The organism is Ruegeria sp. CDSB013, assembly GCF_059611165.1.
In genome coordinates, this window is the sequence record NZ_JBXWPA010000021.1 from 1 (window position 1) to 17,314 (window position 17,314).

Annotated in this window: 17 protein-coding genes and 1 riboswitch; of the genes, 7 read left to right on the plus strand and 10 right to left on the minus strand. The window is 54.4% G+C overall.

The features are described 5' to 3' along the window. Window positions 1-459 precede the first annotated feature (459 nt). Genes AC2FJF_RS22975 through AC2FJF_RS22990 form a run of 4 tightly spaced genes read left to right on the plus strand, consistent with a single transcriptional unit; the run spans window position 460 to window position 3,962 of the window. Window positions 460-1,110, plus strand: a complete 651-nt coding sequence (locus AC2FJF_RS22975) for a histidine phosphatase family protein (protein WP_496727347.1) — start codon at window positions 460-462, stop codon at window positions 1,108-1,110. Window positions 1,111-1,131: 21 nt separating this feature from the next. Continuing rightward, entirely contained in the window at window positions 1,132-1,746 is a 615-nt protein-coding gene (locus tag AC2FJF_RS22980; RefSeq protein WP_496727348.1) for a glutathione S-transferase family protein, read from the plus strand. A gap of 14 nt (window positions 1,747-1,760) precedes the next feature. After that, window positions 1,761-2,816, plus strand: coding sequence for a saccharopine dehydrogenase (locus AC2FJF_RS22985; RefSeq protein WP_496727349.1), 1,056 nt, complete (start codon window positions 1,761-1,763; stop codon window positions 2,814-2,816). A gap of 3 nt (window positions 2,817-2,819) precedes the next feature. Continuing rightward, window positions 2,820-3,962, plus strand: coding sequence for a saccharopine dehydrogenase family protein (locus AC2FJF_RS22990; protein WP_496727350.1), 1,143 nt, complete (start codon window positions 2,820-2,822; stop codon window positions 3,960-3,962). Window positions 3,963-4,051: 89 nt separating this feature from the next. Here the strand turns inward: AC2FJF_RS22990 and AC2FJF_RS22995 are convergent, their stop codons facing one another. From AC2FJF_RS22995 to AC2FJF_RS23020, 6 genes are all read right to left on the minus strand, one after another. Further along, the gene (locus AC2FJF_RS22995; RefSeq protein WP_496727351.1) at window positions 4,052-4,255 is read right to left on the minus strand and encodes a hypothetical protein; all 204 of its coding nucleotides are present in this window, start codon (window positions 4,253-4,255) and stop codon (window positions 4,052-4,054) included. Between the two features lie 48 nt (window positions 4,256-4,303). Next, complete coding sequence (locus AC2FJF_RS23000) at window positions 4,304-4,531, minus strand: DUF1127 domain-containing protein (protein WP_496727352.1); 228 nt, start codon at window positions 4,529-4,531, stop codon at window positions 4,304-4,306. A gap of 271 nt (window positions 4,532-4,802) precedes the next feature. Further along, entirely contained in the window at window positions 4,803-5,297 is a 495-nt protein-coding gene (locus AC2FJF_RS23005) for a universal stress protein (protein ID WP_058277392.1), read from the minus strand. A gap of 17 nt (window positions 5,298-5,314) precedes the next feature. Continuing rightward, a complete protein-coding gene (locus tag AC2FJF_RS23010) occupies window positions 5,315-6,655 on the minus strand; it encodes a TRAP transporter large permease (protein WP_170566409.1) in 1,341 nt (446 codons plus the stop codon). Between the two features lie 17 nt (window positions 6,656-6,672). Then, window positions 6,673-7,209, minus strand: a complete 537-nt coding sequence (locus AC2FJF_RS23015) for a TRAP transporter small permease (RefSeq protein ID WP_496727353.1) — start codon at window positions 7,207-7,209, stop codon at window positions 6,673-6,675. Between the two features lie 69 nt (window positions 7,210-7,278). After that, a complete protein-coding gene (locus tag AC2FJF_RS23020) occupies window positions 7,279-8,295 on the minus strand; it encodes a TRAP transporter substrate-binding protein (RefSeq protein ID WP_496727354.1) in 1,017 nt (338 codons plus the stop codon). Window positions 8,296-8,465: 170 nt separating this feature from the next. On the opposite strand from AC2FJF_RS23020, the gene AC2FJF_RS23025 reads away from it, so the two are divergent. Together AC2FJF_RS23025 and AC2FJF_RS23030 are read left to right on the plus strand one after the other, a co-directional pair. Continuing rightward, on the plus strand, window positions 8,466-9,377 hold the full coding sequence (locus tag AC2FJF_RS23025; RefSeq protein ID WP_496727355.1) for a LysR family transcriptional regulator: 912 nt from the start codon (window positions 8,466-8,468) through the stop codon (window positions 9,375-9,377). Window positions 9,378-9,563: 186 nt separating this feature from the next. Next, on the plus strand, window positions 9,564-9,806 hold the full coding sequence (locus AC2FJF_RS23030; RefSeq protein ID WP_496727356.1) for a hypothetical protein: 243 nt from the start codon (window positions 9,564-9,566) through the stop codon (window positions 9,804-9,806). An 80-nt stretch (window positions 9,807-9,886) separates the two neighbouring features. On the opposite strand, the gene AC2FJF_RS23035 is transcribed toward AC2FJF_RS23030, so the two are convergent. The 3 genes from AC2FJF_RS23035 to AC2FJF_RS23045 are packed head-to-tail and all read right to left on the minus strand — an operon-like array spanning window position 9,887 to window position 12,436. After that, window positions 9,887-10,786: a metal ABC transporter solute-binding protein, Zn/Mn family gene (locus AC2FJF_RS23035; protein WP_496727357.1), complete on the minus strand. Its 900-nt coding sequence runs from the start codon at window positions 10,784-10,786 to the stop codon at window positions 9,887-9,889. Further along, complete coding sequence (locus tag AC2FJF_RS23040) at window positions 10,783-11,685, minus strand: metal ABC transporter permease (RefSeq protein WP_234416713.1); 903 nt, start codon at window positions 11,683-11,685, stop codon at window positions 10,783-10,785. The genes AC2FJF_RS23035 and AC2FJF_RS23040 overlap by 4 nt, the downstream gene beginning before the upstream one ends. Continuing rightward, window positions 11,678-12,436, minus strand: a complete 759-nt coding sequence (locus tag AC2FJF_RS23045) for a metal ABC transporter ATP-binding protein (RefSeq protein ID WP_496727358.1) — start codon at window positions 12,434-12,436, stop codon at window positions 11,678-11,680. Before AC2FJF_RS23045 ends, AC2FJF_RS23040 begins: the two co-directional genes overlap by 8 nt. 229 nt (window positions 12,437-12,665) lie before the next feature. Then, window positions 12,666-12,876, minus strand: a riboswitch (cobalamin riboswitch). Between the two features lie 308 nt (window positions 12,877-13,184). Between AC2FJF_RS23045 and AC2FJF_RS23050 the strand changes: the two genes are divergently transcribed. Then, window positions 13,185-14,930, plus strand: coding sequence for an acyltransferase family protein (locus AC2FJF_RS23050; RefSeq protein ID WP_496727387.1), 1,746 nt, complete (start codon window positions 13,185-13,187; stop codon window positions 14,928-14,930). A gap of 1,136 nt (window positions 14,931-16,066) precedes the next feature. Here the strand turns inward: AC2FJF_RS23050 and AC2FJF_RS23055 are convergent. Continuing rightward, on the minus strand, window positions 16,067-16,594 hold the full coding sequence (locus tag AC2FJF_RS23055) for a hypothetical protein (protein WP_496727359.1): 528 nt from the start codon (window positions 16,592-16,594) through the stop codon (window positions 16,067-16,069). Window positions 16,595-17,314 lie beyond the last annotated feature (720 nt).

Consider the following 17,314-nt stretch of genomic DNA (forward strand, 5'->3'; position numbering starts at 1 on the left):
ACAGGCATCTCCCAACCAGCAAAATCAACCAACTTACCGCCAAGTTCGACGTGCAAGTCATACAAGGGGGTGCGTTTGAGGGCGTCAGACATGGCAGAGACCTTTCCTAAGTCCTTGGCAATATTGCCGCATGAATTGCAACGTTATCTCGGTAGTGCCGCCAATTGACACCAAGGTTCCTAGGACTGTGCAGCGTGTCAACAGGCTTCGACTGCTGGTGGTCTTTTGGTCCCCCGAGGCTGGCGTTGCAGAGGCATGTATACAGCCGCATGCAGCAGCTTTGTATCCTATAGGAAACTTTTTTCCGTTAGGCAACATCGCATGCGACGTGCCATGGGCAAATTTCTACGGCGAGCAAAAGACAACCGAACCATCAAACTGATTTTTAGCCGCTTTCTGCCAAAGGGCTCTGGCACCGACCCTGAACCTGCCCTAAGACTTCGCGCAAGAGGGGACGTAATGGCACATATCACACTGGTTCGTCACGGGCAGGCCAACACCACCGCACGTGACGAAGTAAACTATGACAAGCTCAGCGATCTGGGCCATCAGCAAGCCCGTTGGCTGGGCGCGCATCTACAGAACACACAAGCGTTCTACCCGCGCGTCTATTGCGGAACCCTGTCGCGCCACGTGGAAACCGCCGCCAGCATGGGACTGCCCGAGCCTTCCCGTGATCCACGCCTCAATGAGGTTGAATACTTCACCATCTCGAAATTGTATGAAGAGCAACATGGCATCCCCGTGCCGACCGACCGGGAAGGGTTTGTCGAACATCTGCCCCGCACTTTTGCCGCCTGGGCCAGAGGTGAGATTGAGGAAACGCCCGAAACCTTTGAGGAGTTCGAAACACGCGTCTCGGACGCTTTGCGCGACATCGGCACCGAAGGCGGTCCGGCGATTGTTGTAACCTCGGGTGGGTTGATCTCGATGGTTGTCAGGCAGGCCATGGGACTGGACATACCTGCGATGGCGCGGGTGGCTCTTGCCATCATGAATACCTCCATGCATCGTCTGCACCCGATTGGCGCGCAGCTAAGCCCGGTTCTGTTCAACGCAGTCCCGCACCTGGAAGCGCCAGACAGGCAGTTTGCCCAAACGCATCTGTAACCCAAGCCCGGAGGTCCCCTGATGCAGCTCTATTATGCCCCCCGCACTATTTCGATCGCCGTTGCCATCGCGTTGGAGGAGGCCGGTCTGGACTATGAAGCGGTCCGTCTGGACTTCGCCGTAGGCGACCAGACCAAACCGGCTTACAAACAGATCAATCCAAAAGGCCGTGTGCCTGCATTGGCGGTTGATGGCGGCATCCTGACTGAAACCGGGGCGTTGCTGGAATATGTCGCTACGGCTGCGCCCGACGCAAATCTTGTCCCCGCCGATCCTGTCATGGCGGCCCGTATGCGCGAAGTGATGTATTATCTGGCCTCGACCATGCATGTAAACCACGCACACAAGCTGCGTGGGGCCCGTTGGGCCGACAAGAAATCCAGCTGGAAAGACATGACCGCCAAGGTCGCCCAGACCATGACCACGTCCTGTGAGTACATCGTATCAAACGGATTGCGCGGGCCCTTTGTGTTGGGCGATACGGTCTCGCTGGCGGACGCCTATCTGTACGTGGTGTGCAGCTGGCTGGAAGGCGACGGCGTGGACGTGTCGGCCTTTCCCAAAATCCTCGCTTTCCGCGAGGCGATGGAGGCGCGCGCCTCGGTTCAGGCGGTGCGCGCCGCAGGGATGATTTGAGTAAAGGACGACGCATGACACATCTCTGGGTCCGGGCAGAGCAACGCCAGAATGAAGAACGGGTCGGATTGACCCCAGAAGGCGCGGCGTCCCTGATTGCGGCAGGCATCCGGGTGACCATCGAGGAAAGCCATGTCCGCGCTATTCCGATAGACGGCTACAAAAACGCAGGCTGCGAGATTGCGCCCGAAAATTCCTGGCCCGATGCCCCCCTTGATGCCATCATCTTTGGTTTGAAGGAATTGCCAGAGGACGGCACCCCCCTGCCCCATCGCCACATCATGTTCGGTCACGCCTATAAGGGTCAGCATTCGGGGCGTTCACTGTTGGATCGGTTCAAGACCGGGGGCGGAACGCTTTATGATCTGGAATACCTTGTGGACGAGAACGGCCGCCGCGTCGCAGCTTTTGGCTACTGGGCTGGTTATGCCGGTGCGGCTGTCACCCTCAAGACGTGGGCGGCACAGCAGCGCGGAGAGGAGTGCGCTCCGGTTGGTGTTTACCCAAGCAAAGACGCCCTGAACCAAGAACTTCTTGCCGAACTGGATGCAACGGGTTCTGATCGACCCCGCGCCATCGTCATCGGTGCCTTGGGACGTGTTGGCGCGGGCGCGGTTGATCTGTGTGAGGCAATGGGTGTCACTGTCACTAAATGGGACATGGCCGAAACCGCCAGCGGTGGGCCTTTCCCCGAAATCCTAGATCACGACCTGTTCCTGAACTGCATCTTTGCGCGCCCCGGCACCCCGGTTTTTGTACCACGGGGTGCGTTGACCGCCCCGCGAAACCTGACAGCCATCGGTGATGTCGCTTGCGACCCGGACAGCGATTACAACCCGGTTCCGGTTTACGACCGTGCCACCACGTGGGACGCCCCTGCCTTGCGTGTTGCGAGTGATCCGGTGATGGATGTCATGGCGATCGACAACCTGCCCTCGATGCTGCCGGTCGAAAGCTCTGACGATTATGCAGCGCAATTGTTGCCATCCCTGTTGACCCTGACCGATTTGGACAGCGGCGTTTGGGGTCGGGCAGCGGCGACCTACAAATCTCATATCGAAGGGATCTGAACGATGACCATCCATTGGTGTGGCACCGGCCTGTCGGCCATCCCCGGCCTGCGTCGCCTGATTGAAGGCGGACACAAGGTCACTGTCTGGAACCGGACCGTTGAAAAGGCCAAGGCCGAAGTCGGAGACCTGACCGACGACATTCGTGCCTTTGACATCGACGCACTGGGCGCAGTGCTGAAAAAAGGCGACGTTATCGTCTCGATGCTGCCGGGCGATTGGCACGTACCGCTGGCGGAACTCGCAATTTCCAAAGAGGCCAATTTTGTCTCATCCTCTTACATCGCGCCCGAGATGCGCGCGCTGGACGACAAGGCGCGCGAGGCCGGTGTGGCGCTGGTGAATGAGGTCGGGCTTGATCCGGGTATTGACCATCTGATGGCGCATGCCCTGATCGCCGACTATCGCGCCTCGGACGCGTTTGATGCGAACAACCACCTGAGCTTTATCTCGTATTGCGGCGGCATTCCGAAAAACGCCAACCCGTTCCGGTACAAGTTCAGCTGGTCGCCTTTGGGTGTGCTCAAGGCCCTGCGTTCGCCGTCGAAATCGATCCGTGATTATGCACCGCTGGACGTCGCCCGCCCGTGGGACGCGATCAGCAGCTATATCGCCCCGCTGCCCACACCGGAAAGCTTCGAGGTCTATCCGAACCGCGACTCTCTGCCTTTCATGGAAGAATATCAGTTCGAGGATCACTGGACCGTCAAGGAATTCGTCCGCGGCACCTTGCGCCTGAATGGCTGGGCCGATGCGTGGTCGGACGTATTCAGCGAGATTGAAACCGTGTCCGGACCCGAGGGCGACGCGCGCCTGAAGGAAATGTCGGACCAGTTCTGGGACGAAAACGCCTATGACGAAGGGGAACCGGACCGCGTGGTTCTGTGCGTGGGACTGAAGGCCGAGAAAGACGGCGCACCCGTCTGGCACAAAACTTATGTCATGGACGCGTGGGGCGACGCGCGCGGGACGGCAATGGCGCGACTGGTATCTATCCCGGTCTCGCTGGCAGTTGAAGCGGTCCTAAACCGTGCGATCGCCGTCGGTGTCCATGCAGCACCCAGCGATCCAAAACTGGTGCAGGGCTGGATGGCCGAGATCGACAAGCTGGCGCAGCATTTGCAGGTCGTCGATCACACCGCCTAAATTCACATCAAAAAAGCCACTCCTGTATGTCGGAGTGGCTTTTATCTTCGTCTCTGTCGCCGGTATCAAACCTGGCTATCGCCACAGCTTCAGATGAACCGTTGGATCGTATCGTCAAGATCGCTGCGGTTTATGCCCAGCTCTGACAATTCCTGATCGGAAAAGCTGTTCAAATACTGTGCGGCCCGCACGATATCGGCGCTGATCGCACGTAGTTGCATGGCGCGGTCGAACAATTGCAGGGCACTGGTCGTGGGCGTCAATTGCTTGCTTGGCGGGATGACATCAAACATTGGTACTACCTCATAACTGGTTACGCGGGTGCTATCTCCGGCACCTGATTACTGCCGATAAGGCGCGCCGTGATAAACGCTTTGATAGGCGCGTTGCTTGATTTCAGCCCGAGGGACGCCGATGTCGCTCAATTGGCGATCGTTCAACGCCTCCAGGTCGTGGACTGTGTTGGCGAAAATCCTGCGGCGGAAATGCTCGGTTCGGGCCTCTGCATAATCCGCAAACAGCGTGGAAAAAACGTTGCCGTTCGGGGTTATTGTCTGTGTCGCTTCCATGGTCTTCTCCTCCTGAATTTGGATTGCGGTTGTGGTCACAATTCAAATAAAGGAACCGGTTCTTAAGGAGAGGACACCGAAGCATTAAGCTCTGTTAACAAAGCTTGCCTGGCGTGATCTTTGCTGGAGGTATTCGGCTTGGAGGATTTTGGCCCAAGATGATCAAAGGGCTGTAGGATGCCGGATACGCGGTATTCAGGCATCTCTTGGTAGTTTCGCGAGGCATGGTGCAAAGCACGGGCCGCTACCATCGCAGCGGCCCGTGGAAATTTTAGACTTCGTCCGGGTTTGGAACGATCAGCGTCGGGATTTTTGATCGACGCAAGACACGTTTTGCCACTGTCCCAAGGAAAGTGTGCGAAAAACCGTGGTCATGCGCGCCGAGCACGATCAGATCGCACCCCATCTCGACCGAGCGGCGCAGGATCACCTCGGCCGGGTGCCCGTCGGTGACCTCGATCGAGGACACCTGTTCACGGATCTTCGCGTCATCGCCTTCGAACTGTGCCCAGAACTTGGCTTGCCGTTCGGCCAGCACCTTGCGCACCATTTCATGGCGACGCTGGGCCGCGGTTTTACGCGTCTCTTCGTTCAGGATGAACATGTCCATCGTGATCTTCGCGTCGTCCGACAGGGGCTCGTTCACGTGCAGGACGTGAATTTCCGCCCCTGTTGCCATGGCAATGCTGGCCGCATTGCGCATGGCGTGACCCGAGTTCTCCGACAAGTCGGTCGCGAACAGGATATTTGTCACCATTTGTTTCATAACATTATCCTTTCAGGTCAGTAGCCCAACAGCCTGGGCAGCCATAGCGACAGCTCAGGGAAGAACGCAATGATGAAGATCGCGATGGTATTGGCCGCCGCAAAGGGCAATGCGCGCAACGAGATCTGCTCGATCGTGATATTCGAAATACCCGATGCGATGAACAGGTTCTCACCCAGTGGCGGTGTCTGGAAACCGATACCCAGCGTACAGACCATCACCACACCAAAGTGGATCGGGTCGATGCCAACCGAATAGGCCACCGGCAGCATCACCGGAACCAGGATCAGGATCGTGGCCAGCGTCTCCATGAACATGCCGACGAACAGCAGGAAGAAGATGATCAGCGCCCAAATCACATAGAGGTTGTCGGTAAAACTGAGCATCGAGTCCGCGATGATCGCAGGGATCTGGTTTTCCACCAGAAGGCGGCCGAACACGGTTGCGGTGAACAGGATCAGCAGAACACGCCCCGTCAGCCAGGTTGTGGCTTCAAGCGACTGGAACAGCGACTGCCAAGTAAGTTCACGGTAGATGACGACGCCAACGACCAGGGTATAGAAGATCGCGACAATCGCAGCTTCGGTCGGGGTGAAGAAGCCGGTATAGATACCGCCCAGGATCACCAGTGGGGCCATCAGCGACCAGAACCCACGGTACATTTCGCAAGCCACGTGACGCATCGACCAGCCTTCGGCAACGCCTTTGTAGCCGCGCTTTTTCGACATGAAGTAGTTCAGGATCAGCAAGCTGGTGGCGATCAGGAAGGCCGGAACGAAACCCGCGATGAACAGTTTCGAGATCGAAACCGACTGAAAGGTCCCGAATTTCTCGACCGCTTCAACAGGCGGCGCCATACCGAGCGCGGCAATGCCGAAGATCACCATCGGGATGGAGGGAGGAATAATAATCCCGAGGCCGCCAGAAGAAGCGGTAATAGCAGAGGCATAGCCGCGCTCATAGCCACGGTCGATCATTGCTGGGATCATCAGCATCCCCACGGCCGCGGTTGTTGCCGGGCCCGAGCCCGAAATGGCGCCAAAGAACAGACAGGCCATAACCGTTGCAGCCGAAATACCGCCGGTGAATGGACCAGCCAGACTTTCCGCAACATTGATTAGGCGTTTTGAGATACCGGCGGCCTCCATAAGAGCCCCCGCCAGAATAAATGCAGGCAGCGCCATCAGTGGGAACGCACCCACCGAGGTAAATGCAATCTGCACGAACTTGATTGGGTTTTCGCCCAGGTAAAGGAACGAGAACAGCGATGCCACACCCAGCGCAACCGTGATCGGAGCGCCGATGAGCAGCAGTAGAAGAAACGATCCAAATAGGATTGTGACGATTTCGGATTCCATGGTTTTTCCTCCCTGCCTCAGTCGTGCTTGGCTGCTTCGGTGGCAGCTTTGATTTCATCAAGGTCGATCTGGTCAGGATCATGGATGTCTTCACCTTTGATCAGGCGGCGATAGTTCACCTGAATGATGCGCACGGTCATCAACGCAAAGGCCAGAGGCAGAACCATGTAGACATACTTCATCTCGATACCCAGGGTCTGGGATTTCCAGAACTTGTTCATCTTGTTGAAGACAAAGTCCGTCGCCAGATACAGGAAGTAGACGTTGAAAAAGAGCCAGAAGAGATCGGCAAAAGCCTCAATATACTTGATGTAGCGTTCGGGCAGGAACTTGAACTGGAAGGTCACCCGGTTATGCGCGCCTTTCAATGCCGCATAGCTGGCGCCAAAGTAGACAAACCAGACGAACATGTAGACTGACAGTTCTTCGATCCAACTGACCGAAAAGCCGAAGACTTCACGCGCTATGATCTGTGCAAACAGCAGACAGACGAAGCCGGATAACAGGATCCGGCAGATGATACTTTCGATATTGTCCAGAAATTTCCAGAACATTTCGGAATTCCCTCCTCCCTGAGATGAAAAGAGCGCCGAAGCGCTCTTTTCCTTTTCGCTCTTTGGCGATTATTGCTGGACGGGCTCGCGACCGATGGCCTCAAGGACCGTGTTCAGTTTTTCGACACCACCGATGGATTCGTAGAACTGCGGCCATACGGCACCGGTTGCCAGTTCGATGAACTCGGCTTCATCGTTCTCAGGATCGATGATTGCCATGCCTTTTTCGGTCAGCTCTTCTTTGATCGCAGCTTCAGAGTCACGCAGGAACTGCGCGGAAATCTGAGTTGCTTCCTGACCGGCTTCCAGAATGATCTTCTGATCTTCTTCGCTCAGACCCTGGAAAACAGATTCCGAAACGATCAGCGGTTCGATCGAGAAGATGTAACGCAGGTTGGTCACGTGGTTCTGGACCTCGTAGAACTTCATTGCGTTGATCGTCAGGTAAGGGTTGTCCTGACCGTCGACGACTTTGGTTTGCAGACCGGTGAAGGTCTCGGACCATGCCATCGGAGTCGGGTTGATGCCCCAGGACTTGTACGTTTCGATCATGATCTCGTTCTTGGGAACGCGGATGATCAGGTCCTGCAGGTCAGCAACCGAGCTGACGGGCTTTTTCGAGTTGGTCAGGCGGCGGAAACCTGTGTAGGTCCAGCCGATGATGCGCACACCTGCGTCACGAATGGTGTTTTCCACCAGTTCCTGACCGATCGGGCCTTGGGTCAGCTTTTCAGCATCTTCCAGGGACAGGATCACATAAGGCAGAGTGAACACACCAACCGAAGGCGAGAACGGCGTGATGTTGTTGATCGCCAGCAGCGACATGTCCAGCGTGCCGATTGCGGCCTCGTTGACGGTGTCCTGCTCGGAACCCAGCTGACCGTTCAGAAACAGTGTAGCTGTGTGTTCGCCACCCGATTTTTCTTCGAGTGCCTTAACGAAAGCCAATCCGAGGGCTTCTTGTGCGCTGCCCGCACTATCGCCAACAGCGATCTTAAAGTTTTTCGCGTCGGCTGCGCCCGCTACCATCAGGGCTGCGACCGAAACGGCAGCAGTCATGGTGCCAAGCTTTTTGATGAATGACATAGATGTCCTCCCAGTTTTATCATGTTTCGAGGTGCGCGCTGACCTGGGGAGAGATGGCCAGTCCGATTCTGCCTCGGCTTTTTCAGAGTAGCTTGTGAAATGTGTTTCTATGTTGCCTTTCTTTGCGCGATAGGTTTCATATATATCAAACCTTACGAATTGGGAGCAAAATGGTTGCCTCACGCATCGGCGACAGCGACATCCGATTGCTGCGCGTTTTCAAGACGGTTGTGGAAAGTGGTGGACTGTCTGCAGCCGAAGTTGAGCTGAATATCGGCAAATCGACGATTTCCAAACATATTACCGACCTGGAACTGCGATTGGGCTTAAAACTGTGCACACGCGGGCCTGCGGGGTTTGCCTTAACAGAAGACGGCGCAAAAGTGCTGCAGGCAGCAGATCACCTGCTTGTGTCCGTGTCGCAATTTCGAAACGAGGTCAGCGAGATCAAGGAACAGTTGGGGGGAACGATCCGCATTTCGCTGTTTGATCAATGTGCATCAAACCCGGATTCCCGGCTTGCCCGCGCCATTCATCGGTTCAACGAAGCCGCCCCCTCGGTTCAGATCGAATTGTCTCTTGAGCCGCCAAACGTGATCGAAACCATGGTTATCAGCGGTCAGCTCGACATCGGAATTATTGCGCTGCATCGCCCTTCGACAAGTCTGAACTATGCGCCGTTATATGGCGAGAACATGTTCCTGTATTGCGGCCGGGAACACCCCCTGTTCGAAATACCGGACCGGGAACTCAGGACCAGTGACCTACTCAGGTACAATTATGTTGGGCTCAGCGTGAACTCTCCGAACCTCATTGTCGGTCAGCAACTGGGCTTTCAACGTTCAGCAAAAGTTCAAAGCGAGCAGGCGCTGGCCATACTTATCCTGTCGGGGCGATACATAGGTTATTTGCCTGATCATCTTGCGCAGGATTTTGTGGACCAGGAAAAAATGCGGATGGTGTTGCCAGGCGAAACGCAATATCGAACCCGGTTTGCTGCAGTGACCAGAAAGCAACCTGAACCGACGCGGGTGACCAAACTGTTTCTGGAAGTATTGCAGAGCGAACATTCGAAACCCTGACAACTTCTCGGTCGACACAATGCATGCCGGTTGTGGTCGAAGCGAAGCTTTTCACTTCCTATCAGCACTGAAACGCAAGGTTGGGGTCGCGTTTTTTGTACCGCCAAATACTTGTGACTTTCCGCCACATCACTAGCGTTCGCCTTCCTCTCACTTACATGTGCGGCATCAAAATGAGGCGGACACATGATAGACGACGACCCCCAACCCGCAGGGTATTATAACACGCACGACATATGGACCTTGGACCCCACGCCTGCGGACCAGTTGGTCTATGACGCCTTTGCCTCGGGCGTTGTCGATCTTTTGCAGGTGTTGGATGACAACAAGACGATGATGTCACGGGACGTTTACGCAAGATTTTTCGCCTCGCTATTGGATCTTTCCCGTACTTTGGGAGAATACGAAGACGGCTGGAAGCCGGACTAAGCGACGTTTTCCCAAAACCCAGTGTTCCAAAGCACCGTATGAGGCGGCGGATCAAGCACCGCCTCGTGCCTGAAGACCAATTAGCTTGCGGTTGCGTTCCCAAGTGTATTCAGCAGAGTGTTCAGATTGTGCTGGAACATCGCAAGGTAGCTGGTGGCAGGGCTACCCCGTTCCGACAAGGCGTCCGAGAACAGCCGTCCACCAATCACGATTCCGGTTTCATCCGAGATCTGCTGAATCAAAGTGGGGCTTGTGATGTTTTCAACAAACAACGCGGCAGCACCATCCGCCTTCAGTTGGTCAATCAGAACAGCAAGATCCTTGGCTGATGGCTCTGCTTCGGTGTCGATGCCAACCGGCGCAAGGAAAGTCAGGCCGTAGGCGTCTGCCAAATATCCAAATGCGTCATGTGCGGTCACAACCGTGCGGCGATTGGCGGGCAGACCTGCCAGCTTTGCCTTGGTTTCTACATCCAGCGCCTCAAGCTGCGCGATATAGACCGCGGCATTGGCAGCGATTTCTTCGGCGTGCTCGGGCATCGCCTCTGTCATCACGTCGGCGACATTGGTCACGTAAATCATGCCATTCGACAGCGAATTCCAGGCGTGGGGGTCGATTTTGCCCTCGACTGTGACAGGCGTGATGCCGTCGGTGGCAACGTGCACGGTTGCGTCAGTGCCCGATTCAGCGATTAGGGTATCGGACCATGTCTCAAAGCCCAGACCGTTGACAAAGATGATATCCGCCCGGGCAACGGCCTTCGCATCTGCAACCGAAGGCTGATACACATGCGCATCCGCATCCGGGCCCACGATTGTCGTAACCGTGGCCAGATCGCCCACGACCTCTTCGACCATGTCGCCGAGGATCGAAAAGCTAGCGACGATCTTGACGTTGTCTTCTGCCGCAACGGCCGGCAATGCAGCCAAAGCAAACGACACAGAGGCAATGCCGGCGTAGAGTGACTTTACAAGAGTCATTGTGCTCTCTCTTCTTGTTGAATTTGGGCAATGGGGATGTCTTTGGAAACAGACGGTTTGCGCATCCGTCTGCCAAAACCAAGGGGACCGAAAATAGCCGAGAACAGAAAGAACCCACCGGCAACCAAAACGATCGCCGGGCCGGACGGCGTGTCCGGGAACAAGTAGGACAGGGTCAGGCCGATCCAGCAACTGGACAAGGCAAACACAAAGCCCAGGACCAGTTGCCCGGTGATCGTACTGGCCCAATAGCGCGCCGCAGTTGCGGGCAGGATCATCAAGCCAACGGCCATCAACGTTCCCAGTGTTTTGAACGCGGCCAGCAGGTTCAGAACCAACAGCAGCATAAAACCCTGATCTACCAACCACGGTCGGCGCGTCTGCGTTTCGAAGAAAACCGGATCACAGGTGCTGACAATCAGCGGACGAAGCAGAACGGCGAATGCCAACAATGTTACCGTCGCCACCCCTCCGACAAGGATCATCGACGCGTCGTCGATCCCAAGGATTGATCCGAACAGGAAGCTTTTTAATGGGACTGCGGACCCTGCTGCAGACAGAATAAAGATACCCACCGCCAGTGCGATCAGATACAGCGAGGCAAGGCTGGCATCGCTGCGCAGGATCGTCCGGCGTGCGAGAAAGGCGGTCAAAATGGCGACGCCAACACCCGCGATAAGCCCTCCGACCAGCAGTGACATGACTGACAAGCCCGCCGTGACAAAGCCGATGACGATGCCCGGGGTAATCGCGTGGGCCATGGCCTCACCAGCCAGCGATAGGCGACGCAGAACAAGAAATGCCCCCACCGGCGCGACCGAAGCCGACAAAACCGTGGTTGCCACAAAAGCGCGACGCATGAAGGCAAAGCTCCACATTTCGACGATCAGGTCATACATTGGCGTGCTCCGCTGTTGAATGGGTGCCACGGAACATCCAGGACGCCTGACTTTCCGAGAGGTATCCTTGTGCAACCAGCCGGTCTGGTGTCAGAACGTCATTCACCGGTCCATGGGTCGCCTCTTGCCCGCCCAAAAGCAGCGCGTGGCTGCAATAGTCCAGTACCGAGGAAAGATCGTGCACCACCAAAACCACCGCGCGCCCCTCATCGCGCCATCGGCGTATAATCGACAGCAGATGCGCCTCAGTACTTTGGTCGACGGCGGCAAACGGTTCATCCAGCAGGATCAGCGGCGCGTCCTGCATGATAACCCGTGCGAACAGCGCGCGCTGCAGTTGCCCGCCCGATAGCATATGCAGAGGCCGGTCAGCGATATCCAGTACCCCGGCCTCATCCAGCGCGGCGGCCATCCGGTCACGTGCCGCGGCGTCCAGCCCGGTACGATAACCAAACCCGCGCCAAGCACCCATCGCGGCAAGATCCCTCACACGGATGGGAAATCGGCGGTCGAACTCGGTCATCTGCGCCAGGTACCCGATGTCACCAGGACGGCCCTGCGGCCAAGTCAAACTGCCCGAAAGCGGATCCATCAAGCCCAGCAGCATCTTTACAAATGTGCTCTTGCCCGACCCGTTCGCACCAAGAACGGCCAGGGTTGTCCCGGACGCGATATCCATGGAGAGGCGGTGAAACAATGTCAGGTCGCGGTAGCCCAACGTCAGATCTCGGATTTGTAAAACGGCCGACATCAAATCACCGCGTAAATCGCGAGCCACAAGATCGCCGACAGCGCCAGAGCCCCCGTGACCAGCACCGGAACACTAAATTCCGTCAAGCACTTACCCCTTTGGGTGTCAGCTTTTTGCAATGACAACGGCAACGCCTCCTGTGTTCGGACAGGGGCAAAGCGAGCGCAAGTTCGTGCACGGTACGGACCGCTTGAAACATTGTCATCTCCCTCTGGGACACCCCGCCCAGGTTCATAAATTTCGGATGGCAGGTCTCCTGACTTGCGGGTCAAAGCTATCCCGATCCTTCCCAGGCTATTGCCCAGTGGACGATCTCGGGTCGCTCGCCGCCTACAGTTGCGGGGGCAGTCACGGAATTGGTCTTTTCACAGAACCGCACCGTATTCCCTTTTATCCCTGACCGCAGAATACAGTCGGGAACCATCACGTGGACCAAATACGAATTGATTTGATTCGACAAGAGCGCGAACCAATCGGTGATGGCAATTTGTACCAGGCTCCAATCAGCCAAAAAAATTCTACGATAAGGGTGCTAGCAATGGCAGTGACTTCGCGGGGCTCACTCAGAAGTTTTCAGCCTGGGTCTTGCAACGACCGGAACGCATAAACCTGCCAATACTTTGTTCGATTGGCTGCGGCGGCTCAAAGTTCCTCGACACACTCTTGACGACAGATGCGCTTCGAAAGCTCACAGGCCCGAGCACAAAATACAAGAGTGGGTTTTGATTAAATGCTGTAACGGAAAGAAATTGATGGCCTTCGCAGCATTGCAGTTTTACCAGTGGTTCTTTTTCATTCCGGCATAAGCCTGTTCAGTGGAGGTTTTTTAGGCGTAGACGTTTTCTTCGTTATCAGCGGATATCTAATAACCTCTATTATCCTTGATGATCTTGGAAAAAATAGCTTCTTTCTTTTGAAGTTCTACGAGCGTCGGGCCCGACGGATCTTGCCTGCCCTGAGTGTCGTCGTACTGGTGTGTATTCCTATCGCTTGGTTTACCATGCTGCCCGATCCACTGGAAAACTTCGGCCAGAGTGTCGTGGCCACGATGTTCTCTCTGAATAATGTTCTTCTCACGCTAACAAGTGGATACTGGGACCTCGCGTCCGAGTTCAAACCTCTGGTTCACGCATGGAGCCTGGCAGTTGAAGAACAGTTTTACATAGTTTTTCCGCTTTTGCTTATGGCCCTGTACCCGGTACTTAAACACAGAACGGATCTGCTGGTTTGGGCTATCATCGGGTCCAGTTTCCTGGCGAGCGTACTGTTGGTTCAAACCCACCCGGAGAGCACATTTTATCTTCTGCATACACGCGCCTGGGAACTCGGATTCGGTGCATTGGGGGCCTGTTGGGAAAATAGGCGCAAGGTTAGAGCGAGCAACAGTCTTTCGCTACTTGGCCTTATTGCGGTGATTGCATCTATGGTGATCTTTGACGGGACCATGCAACACCCGTCATACCTGACAGCCGTTCCGGTCGTCGGGTCTTTGCTCGTTCTCCTCTATGCAAAGGAAGGCACTTTTGTCGCCAAACTGCCGAGCATCAGAATTCTGGTTGGCATTGGCCTGATCAGCTACAGCCTGTATCTCTGGCACCAACCAATTTTCGCATTTGCGCGCATTGCTAGCTTTGAAGAACCCAGCCCGTATTTTCTTGCCAGCTTGATACCATTTGCATTCCTTTTGCCCTATCTGACCTGGCGTTTTGTCGAACAACCGTTCCGCAACAAAAACGCGATCTCTCTTTCACGCCTTGTTGTTTCGTGCACCGCAGTGACCGCAACGCTGTGTGCTGTTGGGCTTTCGCTGTATCTCGGACAAGGCTTCCCTACACGCGTTTTCGACACGGATCGAGAGGTCGCAGCGGGGATGCACATTGGGTATAATCACCGCATCAGCCAGTACGACGCAGAAAAGTTTGATACGAACAGCGGCATCAACATTTTGATTGTCGGGAACAGTCAGGCCCGTGATTTTGCGAATATTCTCATTGAGATGGGCATAATGAAGGATGCAAATCTAATTTATCGCGACGCACTCAATGTTTGCGAGCCCAGGCTTTGGGACGATGACACAAAATCTTTGATACAAAATGCTGACGCGACTTTCTTGCCAATCGTCAACCTTTCCGGCGCTTGCAAACTCTTTCTTGAAAACGGGCTTGCCGCGCAACACAATATCGTCTTCGTCGGCCCCAAACACTTTGGTTATAGTCTCAATGCATTCACCTTACTGCCCAGGTATGGTCGGCCAAACTATACGACTAAGGTATTCGAAGAAATAGTTGAGGCAAACAGGCAGAATGCGTCGGTCATACCGGCTGGTTTGTATGTCGATATCATCAGCTACGCGACCACAAATGGGAATCAGATCCATGTTTTCGATCAAAATGGAGACATTATTTCTGCGGACCGAGTGCATATTACCCAAGCCGGAGCCCAATTCTTTGCTTTATTGATGAAAGACCATCCAGCGTTTGAGATCTTTTTCTAACGCTGGGTCTGCGCATGTTCTGTCCTGATCAAAAGAAACAGATATGTGCGGCTTTAAAGTCTAAAAGGAGAGCGATGGCCTTCTTCCAAATCGAGTTGCCGGGCGGTGCCATTTCCCCAGCCTCCCGACAATAGTCTCGATCCGAGTACCCCCGGCGTTTGCGGTCATCCGAAGTTTAGATCAGGGAAATGCGCACCGGATGTAACAGTACTTCCGTCACGACGGCGGCCCGGCCCCAAAGCAAATGCTGCCCCACCGGAGGCACTTAGGGAGCAAAAGCCCCCACATTCTTCTCCCAAACATCGCCAAACAACCCAGCGGCAGGGCATTGCGTCCTTGAATTTGGCTCTGTGTCCCTAAACGTCACCAGCAAAACCGCCCCTTGACCTGACCGACCGGGTAGCAAGTCAAATCTGGCGATTTGAGATGCGATTGGGCTCTAAGCAACTCCGCAACCGCTTCGAGATGTGAAACTGGCAGGACATGCACGACATCATCGGAGTCGCGTTTACAGACGCGTTGGGCCGCATTCGTTACTTTATACCTACATCCCGCTTTGGGTTTGAGCGGTTCAAGGACAGCCATGCACTGTGAAAAATTCTGGACAATTCGCGTTTCAAATCCCTTTCGGAGGTATACCCACACTCACAACTGTATCCTGTTGCTTCCACAATGCTTCCAGTCAGTTTGGACCTAACGCAAAAAGCCTCGCGTTATGCGAGGCTAAGTATTTGATATCCGACCTTAAAGTTTGGTTGCGGGAGCAGGATACCAACGATGTTTGCAGTCTCTGCTCTTCAGTACCGCATAGGCGCAATTCACATTCTTGCTCAGGTTCTTCTTAGTCGCGTGATATGTGTCGAGACTGTTGCACTTATGCACTATCGTCCGCTTCGCGCTGGCAAACGGACATCCGACAGAAACAGTCAGATGACCGCTTCGAGCCCGAATCGGACGTATTTTCGTGCCTCCAAAAATGTTATTTTGGAACAAAGGGACAAACTGTCTAAGTCACAAGACAGTGTTGATCGAAGTTAAAGCCTAAACTCGACTAAAGGCTTCCTCGATACTCAGGAGTCGCACGGTCAAAAACAAAGCCGCCCACAAAGTGAACGGCCTTGAAGCATTGGCACAGGTCAATTGGTCAGAGAAGCATTGCACTCACGCGCCGCTTCAATCGCCTTCTTGGTACCAGCAAGGCTTATGTCGAAAGCAAAATTGGACTCCGGCATTACAATCATCGTTTCGCGTTCCATCACGTCTGTGACGAAGTCAGGATTGTTAGCAAGGAGATAACCGCCCTTGTACCCGTCTGCCAAGTTGGGTGGAGCTGCTTTCGTATCGCCATAGTACAATTTGTTGTCCATGAGCAGCTCAACTTTATCATCCTTAAATTCGATGTCCGCCTTTGTAAAAACACCCATGTAGCCGAAGTCTTTGTCTGGGGTCAGACCCATTTGAACAACGTTGGTATTCTCATCTACCCGTTCGATCAGGCAAGTATTTCGGCTCTTATCCACAAAAATATTCCAGCCGGATTCCTCGCCGTAGTTTACGAACTCTGCGTTGTCTTTTGGCAGAATGTTTTTGTCCTTGGCGTGTCCTACGGTTGCTCCGCATGCAAGAACAGCAGCGGCAACAAGCATCATGGCTGTCATTTTCATAGGAACACTCCCATTAAAATATCGCATAGTGAAGATATGAGAATAAACCGTTAACGCGAGTCTTCAAACCAAAAAAATGGCTGCGTCTTTTCCAAAGGCTTGAAAAGCGTTTGATAGAGCGACCACCTTATGCAACAGGACCGAACCAGATCTAGAAGGTCCGGTCGGTCGCTCTGCCAACGGAAACTCATTACAACCCAATCCCCAAGAAAACCTGCATCGTTCGGAGGGAAACCGAGTGAACAACGCGGGCAGTAGTTTAGGGGTGTTGTTTTTACGGTACTGACCGAAAGATGGATCAATGTGCCCCGCGTCACCTTTATCTGGGATGATAGGCGACGCGGGGATTTAGTCTGGTCATGGGACTGGCCAGACTATCTCGAATGTGTGGTTCATCGTGGGTCTAAGCTGAGTTGGCATGAACACTAGATCTGTACACTATTGTTCAAATTCGAAACCCTACGATTGCAAGGCGCGACTACAATTCTGACGCGTACCTGTATGCATATATGTACATGCACGTTTAAATCACGCGAGAGCAAACTTCTTGGCGCGCGTAAAATTATTTGAATTGTTGCTTTTTAGATTCAAGTATTCGAATGCGTAGCAAATTTGTATTACCTCTGTTGCTCGCGCATTCGCCAGACTTGTCTGGTTGCCTCCTGGAGACGCAAGTGAGTGGTGTCGCCAGGAGGCCATTATTTTCGGTTTAATGGGTCT

Excerpts from the sequence above, each read along its gene's own strand:
- AC2FJF_RS23020 (WP_496727354.1), bottom strand. The coding sequence starts at position 8,295 with ATGTCATTCATCAAAAAGCTTGGCACCATGACTGCTGCCGTTTCGGTC.
- AC2FJF_RS23010 (WP_170566409.1), bottom strand. The coding sequence starts at position 6,655 with ATGGAATCCGAAATCGTCACAATCCTATTTGGATCGTTTCTTCTACTG.
- AC2FJF_RS23005 (WP_058277392.1), bottom strand. The coding sequence starts at position 5,297 with ATGAAACAAATGGTGACAAATATCCTGTTCGCGACCGACTTGTCGGAG.
- AC2FJF_RS22995 (WP_496727351.1), bottom strand. The coding sequence starts at position 4,255 with ATGTTTGATGTCATCCCGCCAAGCAAGCAATTGACGCCCACGACCAGT.
- AC2FJF_RS23025 (WP_496727355.1), top strand. The coding sequence starts at position 8,466 with ATGGTTGCCTCACGCATCGGCGACAGCGACATCCGATTGCTGCGCGTT.
- AC2FJF_RS23045 (WP_496727358.1), bottom strand. The coding sequence starts at position 12,436 with ATGTCGGCCGTTTTACAAATCCGAGATCTGACGTTGGGCTACCGCGAC.
- AC2FJF_RS22990 (WP_496727350.1), top strand. The coding sequence starts at position 2,820 with ATGACCATCCATTGGTGTGGCACCGGCCTGTCGGCCATCCCCGGCCTG.
- AC2FJF_RS22985 (WP_496727349.1), top strand. The coding sequence starts at position 1,761 with ATGACACATCTCTGGGTCCGGGCAGAGCAACGCCAGAATGAAGAACGG.
- AC2FJF_RS23000 (WP_496727352.1), bottom strand. The coding sequence starts at position 4,531 with ATGGAAGCGACACAGACAATAACCCCGAACGGCAACGTTTTTTCCACG.
- AC2FJF_RS22980 (WP_496727348.1), top strand. The coding sequence starts at position 1,132 with ATGCAGCTCTATTATGCCCCCCGCACTATTTCGATCGCCGTTGCCATC.
- AC2FJF_RS23040 (WP_234416713.1), bottom strand. The coding sequence starts at position 11,685 with ATGTATGACCTGATCGTCGAAATGTGGAGCTTTGCCTTCATGCGTCGC.
- AC2FJF_RS23055 (WP_496727359.1), bottom strand. The coding sequence starts at position 16,594 with ATGAAAATGACAGCCATGATGCTTGTTGCCGCTGCTGTTCTTGCATGC.
- AC2FJF_RS23015 (WP_496727353.1), bottom strand. The coding sequence starts at position 7,209 with ATGTTCTGGAAATTTCTGGACAATATCGAAAGTATCATCTGCCGGATC.
- AC2FJF_RS23030 (WP_496727356.1), top strand. The coding sequence starts at position 9,564 with ATGATAGACGACGACCCCCAACCCGCAGGGTATTATAACACGCACGAC.
- AC2FJF_RS23035 (WP_496727357.1), bottom strand. The coding sequence starts at position 10,786 with ATGACTCTTGTAAAGTCACTCTACGCCGGCATTGCCTCTGTGTCGTTT.
- AC2FJF_RS22975 (WP_496727347.1), top strand. The coding sequence starts at position 460 with ATGGCACATATCACACTGGTTCGTCACGGGCAGGCCAACACCACCGCA.